The organism is Nocardia sp. NPDC101769, from assembly GCF_044766925.1.
In the GTDB taxonomy this organism is placed as follows: domain Bacteria; phylum Actinomycetota; class Actinomycetes; order Mycobacteriales; family Mycobacteriaceae; genus Nocardia.
Genome location: NZ_JBIWMX010000022.1, coordinates 35,385 through 48,342, shown reverse-complemented (window position 1 = coordinate 48,342; position 12,958 = coordinate 35,385). Strand labels below are relative to the sequence as shown.

8 protein-coding genes are annotated in these 12,958 nt (G+C 70.9%); 1 reads left to right on the top strand and 7 read right to left on the bottom strand.

Annotated elements, in window-relative coordinates; all coding sequences use genetic code 11:
- Nucleotides 1–62 precede the first annotated feature (62 nt).
- The 3 genes from ACIRRA_RS29350 to ACIRRA_RS29340 form a co-directional block, all read right to left on the bottom strand.
- Entirely contained in the window at nt 63–2,261 is a 2,199-nt protein-coding gene (locus tag ACIRRA_RS29350) for a hypothetical protein (RefSeq protein WP_402774630.1), read from the bottom strand.
- A gap of 9 nt (nt 2,262–2,270) precedes the next feature.
- Nucleotides 2,271–3,647 (bottom strand): polysaccharide biosynthesis protein, encoded by a 1,377-nt coding sequence (locus tag ACIRRA_RS29345; RefSeq protein WP_402774628.1) that lies wholly within the window; start codon nt 3,645–3,647, stop codon nt 2,271–2,273.
- A 171-nt stretch (nt 3,648–3,818) separates the two neighbouring features.
- The gene (locus ACIRRA_RS29340) at nt 3,819–4,955 is read right to left on the bottom strand and encodes a DUF3068 domain-containing protein (protein ID WP_402774625.1); all 1,137 of its coding nucleotides are present in this window, start codon (nt 4,953–4,955) and stop codon (nt 3,819–3,821) included.
- A 200-nt stretch (nt 4,956–5,155) separates the two neighbouring features.
- Here ACIRRA_RS29340 and ACIRRA_RS29335 point away from each other — a divergent pair, with 200 nt between their 5' ends.
- On the top strand, nt 5,156–6,307 hold the full coding sequence (locus tag ACIRRA_RS29335; RefSeq protein ID WP_402774622.1) for an acyltransferase family protein: 1,152 nt from the start codon (nt 5,156–5,158) through the stop codon (nt 6,305–6,307).
- 37 nt (nt 6,308–6,344) lie between these two features.
- Here the strand turns inward: ACIRRA_RS29335 and ACIRRA_RS29330 are convergent, their stop codons facing one another.
- The 4 genes from ACIRRA_RS29330 to ACIRRA_RS29315 form a co-directional block, all read right to left on the bottom strand.
- Nucleotides 6,345–10,577: an alpha-(1->3)-arabinofuranosyltransferase family protein gene (locus ACIRRA_RS29330; RefSeq protein WP_402774619.1), complete on the bottom strand. Its 4,233-nt coding sequence runs from the start codon at nt 10,575–10,577 to the stop codon at nt 6,345–6,347.
- A gap of 46 nt (nt 10,578–10,623) precedes the next feature.
- Nucleotides 10,624–10,794 carry a DUF2613 domain-containing protein gene (locus ACIRRA_RS29325; protein ID WP_402774616.1) on the bottom strand — a complete coding sequence of 57 codons (171 nt, stop codon included), beginning with the start codon at nt 10,792–10,794 and terminating at the stop codon, nt 10,624–10,626.
- 200 nt (nt 10,795–10,994) lie between these two features.
- A complete protein-coding gene (locus tag ACIRRA_RS29320) occupies nt 10,995–12,107 on the bottom strand; it encodes an isochorismate synthase MenF (protein ID WP_402774614.1) in 1,113 nt (370 codons plus the stop codon).
- Between the two features lie 168 nt (nt 12,108–12,275).
- Entirely contained in the window at nt 12,276–12,764 is a 489-nt protein-coding gene (locus ACIRRA_RS29315; RefSeq protein WP_402774611.1) for a universal stress protein, read from the bottom strand.
- Between the last annotated feature and the right edge of the window lie 194 nt (nt 12,765–12,958).

Genomic DNA, 12,958 nt, shown 5'->3' with positions numbered 1-12,958 from the left:
ACGCGACGCGGTTCTCCTGCGGTTCCTAGCATCGAGGCATGTGGATCATTCTCGTCATTGCGTTAGTCAGCATTGTCGTGATCGGGGTGGGATTCGCGCTCGGCTTCCCGCGGGATTGACCGGCGCATCGCGGAATGGATTGCGGCGGTGAGGAATCCGCCGACCAGCAACGCGGCCCACAGCAGGTGCGCGGCGCCCGACAGGTGGCGGTTCGCGGCCGAGGCGTCGTGGGCGGCGATATCGCCGGGTACCCGGTACAGCTGCATATCCCGGTCGGCGTAGACGGGATTCAACTGCGCCAGAGTGGTTTTCGATGCACCCATCGGTCCGGGCGTGCCGCCCTCGACCAGCACCCAGCCGACCCCCAGTTCGGCCAGCCGGTTCGCGGATCCGCCCTGCAACAGCAGGTTCTCCACCTTCCGGGCCCGCTCGCCCTCACCGGACACCACGCCGCCGCGCACGGGAAGTTCACCGGTTTGCAGCACATCTCGCTTCAGCATTCGCGGAGCCGGATCCAGGACCGGCGCACTCCCCGAATACCGGAACTTCCGGAACATCCCGCCCGGCAGCACCGCGACATCACCCGGCGCGTCGACCTCGGCCGCCACCCGCTGCCATCCGGCCGGATACTGCACCGGCCGCAGCGCGCCCCCGACTCCCCACGCCAGATCCGGCAGCGTGAGCAACAGGATCGCGAGGAAAAGCACCGCGGCTCCACCGGTTCGCGCCCGCGGCGACTCGGCGCGCACACCATCCACAACCATGGCGGAAATCCAGCGCCCCACCACCCGGCATCCGGCGGCCGCGCACAGGGCATACGCGGGAACGGCCAGGGCCACGAACTTCTGGGTATCCCGGAGCAGCCCGGCCCCCGGCACCCTGGTCACCAGAAACTCACCCGCCGACAACCCCCAGCCGGTCGCCCCCAGCGCGGGCAGCACGATCGCCGCCACCGCCAGCCAGACCAACCGCCGCCGCACGACCCGCGCCTCGTCGTGCATCGAGTCCTGAGGAGATCCACCATCCGGCACGCCGCCCGGTGCGGCCGTCCCGTTCGGCCGAACTCCGGTGCGATCCGGTTCGCGGGCCGCTGCGCCCGACCGAGTTTCGACGTCCGCATCGGGCGCGGCGCCCGGTTCGGCCGTGTCGTCCGGCCGCACGTCGGTGCGATCCAGGTGGTGGGCCGCTGCGCCCGAACGGGATTCGGAGTCGGTGCCGGCACCGAGGACCGCGCGTACGCCGGTTGCCACGAGGGCGAGCAGGAGCACCGTTGCGACCAGGGCGAAGAAGGTTGTGCGCGAGCCGGGTACGGCGGTGCTGTTCCAGATGCCGCCCAGACCGGAGAGGCTGCCGAGGGTGCCGAGCCAGGGCTCCGCGCGGGCCGCGAAGGCGGCGATGCCCACCGGATCCGAGGGCTCCGCGCCCGCACCCGACAGTGCCGTCGCCGTCAGCCAGGGGGCCGCCGACAGGATCCACAGTGCCGCCGTGGCAGGCAGATTCCGCTTGCCGACCAGCAGTAGTGCCACCAGCCCCGCGAGTAGCGATCCGGTCGGCGTGAGCCCGGCCGCGGCGAGACACCCCGCCAGCCCGGCCCACGTACCGAGCGCGCCCGCACGTCCGGCGCGCGTGCCGGGCACTCCCGAACGTCCGGCCCATGCGTCGAGCAACGTCGAACGTCCGGGGCGCGAAATCGGCGGCGTGGCAGTGGGCGCAGGTGAGCGCGCGGCCTCCGCGCCGTCCGCGCGTGCGGTGGTGTCGGTCGTGGAACGCGCAGTCGTCCCGGTCGCGGAGCGTGCGCGTAAGCGAGTGGCGAGCAAGGCGATCCAGGGCAGCGCCGCATAGCCGGTCAGCAGGCTCCAATGGCCCTGTAGAAGGCGCTCGGCCACATAGGGACTCCAGATGGCGACGGTCGCCGCCACCAGCTGCGGGCCCAGCGACACGCGGAGCAGGTCACGGGCCAGGCAGGCCGCACCCCAGCCGGCCAGCCACAGCGCAGCCAGCAGAATCGCTTTGACCAGGAGGCCGCCGTCCACCACCGTCGATCCGACGGCGATCAGCGCGTCCTGCGGCACGGCGCGCGGTGCGGCATCGCCGAGTCCCAGCGCGGAATCGGTGAGAAACGACCGGGGAGTACTGACCGCGTCCCGCAGCAGCAGGTATCCGGACCCGAGCAGTGGCCCCAGCACGATCAGCGCCAGTACCAGGCTGTACCCGGCGGGTACCAACCTGGCCCATCCCCGTTCCCGACCCCGCGCACTCACACCGGCACCCTATGTTCCGTTCGACCCGGGATCGGGGACCCGCGTTGGGTTCTCGGTCTCGTCGCGTGCGCCTCGCAGAGCCAGACCGGTGATCACCAGGGTGGTGAGGGCGGCCGTCGCCGTGGCGATGACGATCAGCGACAGCACCGAGTGCGCGCAGGTCAGCATGACCGCGATTCCGATGCCGAGCCCGACCCAGGTGATAGCGGCCGGTGCCGTCCGGTCGGCGGCGATCGCCGACAGCAGGGCCGCCTGCAAGACCGCCAGCAGCGCGCCCTCGAGCGCGAACAACCACAGCAGTCCCTCGATCGGTGCGTAATCGCGGCCCGCGAACAACGAGGCCAGTGGTGCGGCGACCGCCGCCCCGAGGACGGTGACGGCCCCGATCCCCACCAGCACCGCCAGCGCCGACCGCACGGCGCGCACGGAGTGCTGCGGCTGCGCCATCTTCGGGTACAGCACCACGCCGACCGCCTGCGGCAGCCAGAACGCGATCTTCGTGGCAATGGCCCCCAGGGCGTAGCGCCCGGCGTCGTTCTCGTCCAGGATGATTCGCGACACCAGCAGATCCGCCGCCGACAACGCGGTCAAGGCCGCTTGCACCTGCACCGCCCGGAACACCGCCGCCACGCCGAGCCCCCAGACCGCTGTCCGGCGCGGTGCGGCGGATCCGGAATCCGCTTCCGGGAGCGGGACTACGGCCGGAATTCCCTCGGCGACAGTGGGACTCGACCAGGTCGGTGAGTCAGCGGTGTTGCCGTCGCTATCGTTCGCCGGGATCGCATCGACTTCGCGGCCGTGGTCCGTCAGCGCGCGATCGGCGATCCGGCGGGCCGCGAACGCCGCCAAGGTCGCACCGCCCGCGCCGGTCCACAGCGCGGGCGCCGAACCGAAACCGCAGGCCAGCACGATCAGGGCGGGCGTCACCCGGACGATCGCCGCCCCGCCCAGTACGGTGGCCAGCTCCCGGAACCGGCTGCGGCCCTGCAGGATTCCCTGCTCACCCGCGAGCAGCACCAAGGCCGGTGCGGAACAGAGCGCACCCGCGGACGCCGCCGAGCCGACCTTCAGCACCGCGCCGACCACCGGAACCAGCACCAGCGCCACCACCGCGACCAGGCCCGCGCAGCGCGCGGTCAACGCGCGCGCGGCGCTCACCGGCGCGCCCCGCACGATCTCCCGCGCGACCACGTTCTGCAACGCGAGCGCGGGGACGGCGCACAGCATCTGCACCGCCAGCAGGCTCGCGAACGAGCTGTACCCCGACACCCCCAGCCATCGGCTGGCCAGCAGCTGCAGCAGGTATCCCGCCACATTCGCGGTCATCGCCCCCGCCGTCACCAAGGTCAGGTCCTTGACCACGGGCAGACGGCGTACAACTGGCACGCCCGCAATGCTCCCATCCGTCTCGGCCGCCCCGGCCGCGCACCCCTGCGCCTCGGTCCCGCCGCTGTGCCGCCGACACCCATCCGCGCGGGATTCTCAGCAGCGCATCGGGCGGAAACGGAAACGGCCCAGCACCTTCACAGGTGCTGGGCCGCGGTGAACCGGGAGCCGCTAGGGCTTCTTGTTCATGTCGATCTGCTGGGTCGGGGCGTCGAAGTTGCCGGGACCGCCGGACGGGGCCGGGGCGGCGCGGCGGACCGGGGTGCGCCCGTTGCCGTTCTTGCCGAGGAAGCCGAGCAGCAGGCCGACGAGCAGGAACACCAGGCCGAGGACGCCGAGGAGGATCGGCAGGATGCGGCCGTACAGCGACAGCTTGTCGATGTTGTCCTTGGCCACCGAGATCTGCGACTCGATGGTGTTCTCGTCGAACACCAGGGTCGACTTCAGGGCGGTCACCTCGGGCTTGTCACCGCTGCGGGCGTAGAACAGGTGGATCTGCTCCTGGCCCTTGATGACGGTGCCGGTCTGCGGCTCGACCCACAGGTCCCGGATGTTGGTGTAGAAGCGTGCCATGGTGACGTCGCCGTCGCCCTCCACGCCCCACTTCTCGGCGGGCAGGGTCAGCTTGTTGGTCGGAGAGTTGGCGACGGTGGAGAGATCGGTGACCGGAACGGTCATCTGGAAGTGGTAGACCTTCAGATTGTTGATCTCGGTCTCTTCGACGTAGTTGATGTCGAAGGTCTTGCGCACGTTCAGATCGAAGTAAGGGTAGGTCTTCTTGTCCGTGCCGATCGGGAAGCGGTACTGGAGGCCGGTGTGCTGCACCGGGTCCATCACGCTCTCGCCCTTCTTGTCGACCGTCACGGCGATCGCGCCGTTGGGGCCGCCGTCCACCGAATCCACCGGCGCACCTGTCTTGCGGTCCACGGTGACGCGGTCGATGGTCGCGGTCAGCAGGCCGGTGTCGCCCTGCTTGTCGGTGCGGCGCAGGGTCTGACCGGCCTGGATGGTCATTTCCGAAGCGTCCGACGGGTTTTCGACGGTGAGGAAGCGCTGCGAGACGAGCGGGACGTTCTGGTCCACCTTCGCCGAGCCCGTTCCCGAGGTCAGCGACTTGGAATCCAGCACCTCACTGGGGGCGCCGTTCTGCGGATTGGTCGCGACGGTCGTGATCTCCAGGTCCAGCGGGGTCTTCGCCAGCCGACTGACCGTATAGGTGGGGACCATGATCGCGGCGACGAGCAGCATCGCACCGAGCCCCACGAGTACGCAGGCCACCGTCCTTCTGGTACCGGCACTGAGTGCCATGCAGGTTCTCCTCGTCGTCGAACACGTGTTTCCTCCAGTACTGCGGTCGCCGCGCAGCACTCGTGAGCCCAGACACTAACAGTCCGAGCGGTCCCAGAGTGTGGCCGAGGCAGGAAAACTCCCTGAAATAGCCGCCCGCAGAAGTCTCGGGGAGGCGGCCGGACGCTCGGCCGAACTGCGACAGGGCAGACTGGGGCGCGATGACGACCACCCTGAATCCCGAGACGAACCCGATTCCGGAAGAGCCGCCCGCGGCACGTCTGGGTCGCTTCGTTCCGGCACTCGAGGGCATGCGCGCCCTGGCGGCGCTGGGGGTGGTGCTCACTCACGTGGCCTTCCAGACCGGCGCGACCGGGCAGCCGGTGCTGGGGCGGGTGTGGGAGCGATTCGACATGGCGGTCGCGGTGTTCTTCGCGCTGTCGGGATTCCTGCTGTGGCGCCCGCACGCCGCCGCAGCCCGAGGAGAGGGGCGCGCGCCGAGGGCCGGACGGTATCTACTGCATCGCGCGGCCCGCATCCTGCCCGCCTACTGGGTCGTCGTGTGCGTGGTGCTGATCCTGTTGCCCAATGCGGCACACACCGCCGGGTTGCGGGTGTGGCTGTCGAATCTCGTTCTGCTGCAGGTGTTCGTGCCCTTCACCCTGACCGACGGTCTCACCCAGATGTGGAGCCTCTCGGTGGAAGTTGCCTTCTACCTTGTGCTTCCGCTGCTGGCGTTCGCCCTGGTCTGGTTGCGCGGGCACCGCGCGCGGCTGCGGGTGCCGGTGGTGCTCGGCCTGGGATTGCTGTGCCTGGGCTGGAATTTCCTGCCGGTGGCCACACCCGAGGGCATTCACGCCGACAACTGGCTGCCGGGATATCTGCCGTGGTTCGCGGCGGGCATGCTGCTGGCCGAACTCGCCGACCTGCCCGCCCCGCGCTGGCGGCGGGTGGCCGGGAACCAGTGGCTGATGTGGCCGCTCGCGTTCGTGGCCATGCTGCTGGCGGCCACCGATCTGGCGGGTCCGGCCGGTCTCGTGCACGGGCAGCCGTGGCAGTACGTGATGAAGATGGCGCTCGGCGCGGTCATCGGGTTCGCCCTGCTGGCCCCGCTGGTGCTGCGGCCCGATCGGCGGCGCCGGGTGCTGGAGGGCCGGGTCGCCGCGACCCTCGGACGCTGGTCGTACGGCATCTTCATCTGGCATCTGGCCGTGCTGTCGATCATCTTCCCGGTGTTCGGCATCGTGCCGTTCCGCGGGCATTTCGTGGTGGTCTACCTGTTGACCGCGGCCTTCACACTGCCACTGGCGGCCGCCAGCTACGCCCTCGTCGAGGAACCCGTCCGGCAGTGGACGCGCCGCCGCTTCGGTTGAGCGGCAGCACGATTCAGCTGCGCGGCGGCACTCTGATTCAGCGGCGTGGCGGCAGGGCCGCGATCCCCACCGCGATCACCGCGACCAGCGCCGGGAACTGCACCCAGAGCGAACCTCCGGCATAGCCCCCCAGTGAACGCCAGGGCCCGGTCGACAGCGCGGCCGCGGAGATCGCGGTGCCGCCGGCCGCGATCGCCACCAGCGCCCGCGGCAGCACGCGCGGCCGGAGATGGTCGGCCACCAGACCGAACAGGGTGATCACGAGGGCGACCGGTCCGGCGATGAGACCGGCCCCGGTGGCCAGTCCCAGCCCGGCGACGGTGCGGCCGCACCAGGTGCGCGGCGGCGGCCCGTCGTCGCGGACAGGCGAGCGCGCACCCCGGAACGCCAGCACGATCAGCGGAATCAGCAACAGCAGGCCGCCGAAGATGGCCAGGCGGTACCAGCGATCGGTGGGGAATTCGACGGTGATCGGGCCCTTGGTTCCGGGCGGCACCAGCCACGCCTGCTGCCAGCCGTTGATCACCACGGGCTTCAGCGTGGCGCCGTCGGCGGACTTCGCCTGCCATCCGACATTCGTGCTCAGCGGCAGGACCAGAACCTGCGTGCCCGCGCTGCCGTTCGGGTCGGCCACCGGGGCGAGCGGCGGGGTGCGGTCCAGGCGCAGTTCGTCGACGGTGAACAGCTCGGTCGGCGCGACCGCGACATCCACACGGCCGGACGGGAAGTCGAATCCGGTGTCGGCGCCCATCGCACTGTTCGCGCTGTTCCCGTCGGCCGCGCACACGGTGGCGGGCAACGGTGCGCCGGAACGCAATTCGGCGGCGGTGCCGGTCACCGTGGTGTGCAGGGTGCGGCCCGCGGCGGCGATGGTCGGCCCGTGTGCGCAGTCGATGGTGAGGAGCCGGTCGGGATCGGCGGGGGCCGGGTAGTCGGGGCCCAGCACGTTCACCTCGGCCAGACCGGGCGGCTGCTCCTGCGCGAAACCCAGTGCGGTGCGGTCGAGTACACCGTCCCAGGTCTGGATGCTGACCTCGATGCGATCGGTGACGTAGGGGTGCAGGTCCACCCGGCTGGTCGCGCCGGAGTCCGGATTCACGGTCCGCACCTGCGGGCCGTCGCCGAGATTCACCGAGACGGAGGTGGGGTGCGCGGGCAGATCGCCGCGTGACGGTGTCACTTCCAGGCCGGTCACCAGGGCTGGGGCCGGAAGTTCGATGGTGAGTGTGGGTTTGGGGCCCGCCGGATTGCGGACGGTGGTCTCGGGCGCGGTCCAGCTGGTGCGCGGGTCCCCGTCGCTGGCCGCGAGGGCGGAGCCGCGCGGGTCGCCGACATCGGCGCGGCCGCGGGCGATGGGACGGTCCTGATCGGTGAGCAGGGCCTCCAGCGCCGGGCCGGGACGGGTGTGCACGATCAGGTCCGGGGACACGGTGACCGGCTGCGGCACCTGCAGGGTGCGTTCGAACAGGCCCGGCTCCTCGGCGGCCAGGGCCAGGCCCTTGCTGCACCGGACGCGGTCGGGGGAGTCGAAACAGGCGCTGCGGCCGGGGAATTCCTGTCCCAGGTCCCAGCCGCGCACCTGCGCGCCGGCGGGGGCGGGCGGAACTACCGTGCGGTGCCGGATGTCCACGGTCACCGGGTTCTCGCGGTCGGCGTAGTCGTCCAGGCTCAGTTCGCTGATCCCGAATTGGCCACCGGCGCTGCCGTCCTCGGTGTGCACGGCGGTGATCTTGATCCAGTCGGTGCGGCCCGGCGGCAGCGAGATCGGCACCGGCGTACCGGGTTCGGTGATACGGGCCGCCACCGTGCCCTTGGCGGTCTCCACCTCCACCCACTTCACCGGGCTGCCGATAGCGGCCGCGCTGGTGGTCAGCCGCAGCACCGCGGAGCTGATCGGCTTGTCCAGGTCCAGCCGGAGCCATTGGCCGACAGCGTGTTCGGCGCCATTGCTGATCCACGCGGTGGCCGGATCGCCGTCCACCACGGCCGCGGTCGAGCTGCCGGGCGCGGCCCCGCCCAGCTGGGTGGCGTCACCGGCGGAACTGGAGGCGGTGATGGTCGCGCCGGACCATTCGCCCTCCACGAGCTGGGCGCCGGGCACCGGATAGTCCGGCACCAGATTGTGGGTGCGGCGGGCGTCGCCCGGGGCCCGCAGCGCGGAGTTGTGGTTGTCGACCCGCCCGAAGTCGGTCTCCCGGTCCATCGGTGTGTCGGTGATGGTGACCCCGTTCACCGGCAGTCCGGCGGTGGCGGCGTCGGCGGCCAGCACGGTCGGCCCGGCAGGCGCGGCGGGATTGCGGCGCAATCGTTCCACCACCTCGGGACCGCCCTGGATCACCGGGACGCCGTCCAGCGGGACGGTGAACGCCCCCGGGAACGACGTCGGCGCGCCGACGCCGCCGAGCACCTGGGCGGAGGTGCCGGGCACGGTCGCCCCGACGCGATAGATCTCGATCGCCGGGTATTCCGGGCGCAGATCGCCGTCCGCGACCAGGCCCTCCACCCTGCCGGTCTCGACCGGATTCCCGAACTGGACGACCTTCGTCAATCCGGGCGAACCATCGAGCGCGCGGTGGGCCAGCATCGGCCGGGTGGAGCGTGAGGTCTCCGGATCGAGGTCGTTGCGCAACACCAGGATTCCGATGCCCTGCCCGGCCAGCGTCGCCGCCAGCCCCGCCGACGGCCGTCCGTCGGCAATGAGCCGCTGCACCGAATCCATGGCGCGGATCGCGCCGGGCGGGTTGAGCGGCACCGAATCCCGCACCGCCCACGGGGTGCTCGCCAGCGCCTGCAGGGGCTCGTCGCGGGTCAGACCCCATATCTGGCTGCCGAACGGCGCACCCGGCACCACCAGTGCCCGGGTGTCGGAGGCGTTGTGCGCCAGCCAATCCGCGGTCTGCTGCCAGTACGCCGGGACCCGGTCGTAGCTGCCGCGCGGGGCGAGCTTGCCGGTCCAGGCCAGCGAGGTCGACAGGGTCAGCGCCGTCAGTATGAGCGCGGCGACCGCCACCATGCGGTCGCGCTCGGGATGCGCGAAGGCCCTGCGCCACACCGGTATCGGCACCGATGCGGGCAGCGGCACCCGGCTCAGCAGATGCGCGAGTCCCAGCACCAGCGGTAGCCGGATGAGCGGTTCCAGCTTGTGCACATTGCGCAGCGGCGCGCCGCCGGAGTCCAGGAAGACCCGCACCTGCTCCGCGAACGGCCCGCCCAGCTCACCCGCGTAACCCGCGCAGATGCCGACCAATCCGACGATCAGGATCAGGGCGAGCCGCCCGCGATTCGGCATGGACCGCATGGCCAGACCGGCCATGCCCGCCGCGGCCAGCATGCCGGTGGCCAGCACCGCCGCGGGCTGGGTCACCAGCACCGCGCCCGCGATTCGCTCCGGGGAGACGAACGGAGTCCAGCTGTCGGTGCCGCGCAGCACCTCGCCCAGCGAGGCCCACTGCGTCGTCACGCCGGAGGATTCGATGTAGTCCAGGAACGGCGGACTCACCTTGCCCAGCAACAGCAGTGGCACCACCCACCAGAAGGTGCCCAGCACCAGCAGCGGAATCCAGGCGCGGGTGAAGCGCCACCACACTCGATTCGGCTTGTAGGACAACCACCACAGCGCCGCCGGGAGGAACGCCGCCGCCGTGGCCACCGCGTTCACCGAACCCATCAGCGCGAGCGCGAGGGCGCTGCCCGCGGGAGTCGCCATCCCACGCCGCGCGGGGCCCTTCATCGCCACGCCGAGGGCGGCGGGAGCCAGCAGCACCCAGGGCGCGAGCATCATCGGCAGCGTCTCCGAGGAGATCGAGCCGAGTGTCGTGAGCACGCGCGGTGAGAGCGCGAACGCGACCGCCGCGATCACTCGCGAGCCCCGGCTGCCGATGCCGAGGGTCTCGCAGAGCCGGATGATGCCCCAGAATCCCGCGAGCAGCAGCAGCGCCCACCAGATGCGCTGGGTCACCCAGCCGGGCAGGCCGAGCAGATGCCCGAGCGAGAAGAACGCGCCGTGCGGAAAGAAGTAGCCGTAGGCCTGGTTCTGCACCTGCCCCATCGGGGCCTGGCTGCTCCACAGATGGGAGGCGCGGGCGAGAAAGCCCAGCGGATTCTGCGCCAGATCGTATTTCGTATCGGCGACGGTCTGCCCGGGCACCTGCAGGAAGGTCAGCAGGAAGGCGGCGATGACACTGCCGAGCAGCCAGCGACGGCCCAGCGGGGCGGTGTCGGCACAGTCCTGAAGCGTCGTCGGAGACCGGTCCTCGCCCGGACCGGTCACATCGGACTGTGAGGCTTCGGGTTGGCCTGGTTCGGAGGTCGTCCGGTCAGCGCGAGCCGTACTCAACGTTGTTCAATAGCGACGAGGACGCCTCGCCGCTGCGGTCGATTTCGGGCCGCTTGTCCTGCGAAGCCGCCATTGTGATGACCAGGACCGCCGCCAGCCCGACCAGGACCCCACCGACAGCACTCGCTGCACCAGGAACGGCAAACTTCATCGCGGTACTCCCAACATCGGACGCATGCGTAACCGGGCCAACCTAGCAGGTTTCGCCCCCGGGCTCCCCACAACCCCGAGCCTTCGGCGGGCATGTTGTCGTATGCCATGGTGACGACCGATTTCGTGACGGTCGGGGTAACTCGCCGGGGACCTCCGGAATGGGTTCGGCTCCCAACCGTCGGCACGCGTGCTCAACGCTTACGGCTCCCAGCCGTGCGCAGAAGTCTCGGGGAGGCGGGTGAGCGCGCCCAGGAAAGTGCGGAGCTTGACGGTCGTTTCGTGCAGTTCGGTGTGCGGGTCCGAGGCGGCCACGATGCCACCGCCGCCGAAGGCGCGCAGGGAGCGGGCGTCGGCGGCGAGTTCCGCGCAGCGGATCGCGACGAACCAGTCACCGTCACCGGCCGCGTCGCACCAGCCGACCGCGCCGCCGTAGAAGCCGCGGTCGCCCTCGAGGTCGGCGATGGCGTCCAGGGCCAGGGCGGTCGGGGTGCCGCAGACCGCGGGGGTGGGGTGCAGCAGGACCGCGAGGTCCAGGGCGGTGGTGGCCGGATCGCGCAGCACGCCGCGAATGGGGGTGGCCAGGTGCCAGACCTCGGGCGTGGACAGCAGTTCGGGCCCGTCGGGGATGGTCAGCTCGGCGCAGACGGGTGTCAGCAGTTCGCGGATCCAGTCGATGACATAGGCGTGCTCGTCACGATTCTTGGTGCTGGCCAGCAAATCCCGGGCTTGGGCCTCATCTGCCTCCGGATCGGCGAGCCGCGGCAGGGTGCCGGCCAGCGGGTGCAGGGTGACCGCGCGGCCGTGCCGGGAGATCAGCACCTCGGGCGTCGCGCCCAGCAACGTGTCGCCGGGGCGTCCCGCCGCCGACAGGTCGACGGCGTAGACGGCGGCGCGCGGATGCCGGGTCACCAGGTGCGCGGCGATCACCTCGGGCTCCAGCGGGGCCCGCGCCTCGGCCAGCAGCGACCGGGCCGCCACCACCTTGCGCAGCGGCTGCTCCGGATCGCCCAGCTGCTCCACGAGTTTCGCGACGCGCGCGACATGCTCTGCGGCGCTGGGTATTTCGGAGACAACCCGTACCTCGGGCAGGTCCGGCAGGGCGGCCGGGCGCCACGGTCCGGCGGTGTGCGCGGCCTGCTCGGGCGTCACCAGGGCGGCGGGACGGCGTGGATCGAACGGCAGCGCGCCCACGATCAGCTCGGCTGCCCCGGACCGCAGCGCCGCGCCGGCGGCGGCCGCCGAATCGAAGGCGGCGCGGGTGCCAGAGGTGCGTACGACACCATCCGGCGTCGCGAGCAGAAATCCGTCCATGATGGTTCGACCATAGACCCGAGGCCGGGCGGCCCGGGCCGGGGAGCGACTCATCTCTCACCCGGCCGCCGGGCGGGTGCGGGTATTCCGGTGCGGCCCAGCATCTTTCCCGCAATACCCAGCTCCGGCCCGGGGTGCGCGGGCCCCGGCCGTCCGGGTTTCCCGGCGTCAGGCCCGTTTTTCGGCGGGTTCACGGCCCGGCGGCACCATGAGCACCGGGCGATGGCAGTGCTTGAGCACGGCGTCGGCGACGCTCGAATGCATGAGGGCCCGGATGCCGGTGGCCCCGCGGGTGCCCGCCACGATGATGTCGACGTTCAGTTCGTCGGCGGTCTCGACGATGGCGTTCCAGATGGTGGTGGTGCACTCGGCGGTGCGCGCCTCGGCGTTCAGGCCCGCCAGCTTGGCCAGCCGCACGCCTTCGGCATTGATATTCCGGGCGTCCACCAGCGCGACGTCCTCTATTTCGTCGTCGGTCATCCACTCCGGCTGCATCACCCCGGACAGTCCCGACAACCGCGCGGCCTGGCGTACCATCGGCTCCCACGCCGTCAGCACCACGGCTCTGTTCGCGGCCAGGAACCGTCCCGCGTATTCGACGGCCCGCCGGGCATTCTCGGAGCCGTCGTAGGCAATGAGCATCAAATCGCAGGGCATGACGAACCTCCTGGTAGGAACGCCTGGCTGTATCCCCGAGGCTACTCCGGAAACAGACCGTTCAGTGGACTTGGCAATCCTCGTCGCGTCGCAAGTTCTCCACAGTTTGCGAACGATTCACCCAAACCGGTGGTGCGATGCGAGGGACGGGTTTTCACTGAAAACGTCGGCTCTCGCCGACGATCGACATCGCC

Bases quoted from the DNA above. Each gene is read 5' to 3' on its own strand.
- ACIRRA_RS29340 (WP_402774625.1), bottom strand. From the start codon at position 4,955: ATGGCACTCAGTGCCGGTACCAGAAGGACGGTGGCCTGCGTACTCGTG.
- ACIRRA_RS29335 (WP_402774622.1), top strand. From the start codon at position 5,156: ATGACGACCACCCTGAATCCCGAGACGAACCCGATTCCGGAAGAGCCG.
- ACIRRA_RS29325 (WP_402774616.1), bottom strand. From the start codon at position 10,794: ATGAAGTTTGCCGTTCCTGGTGCAGCGAGTGCTGTCGGTGGGGTCCTG.
- ACIRRA_RS29320 (WP_402774614.1), bottom strand. From the start codon at position 12,107: ATGGACGGATTTCTGCTCGCGACGCCGGATGGTGTCGTACGCACCTCT.
- ACIRRA_RS29315 (WP_402774611.1), bottom strand. From the start codon at position 12,764: ATGCCCTGCGATTTGATGCTCATTGCCTACGACGGCTCCGAGAATGCC.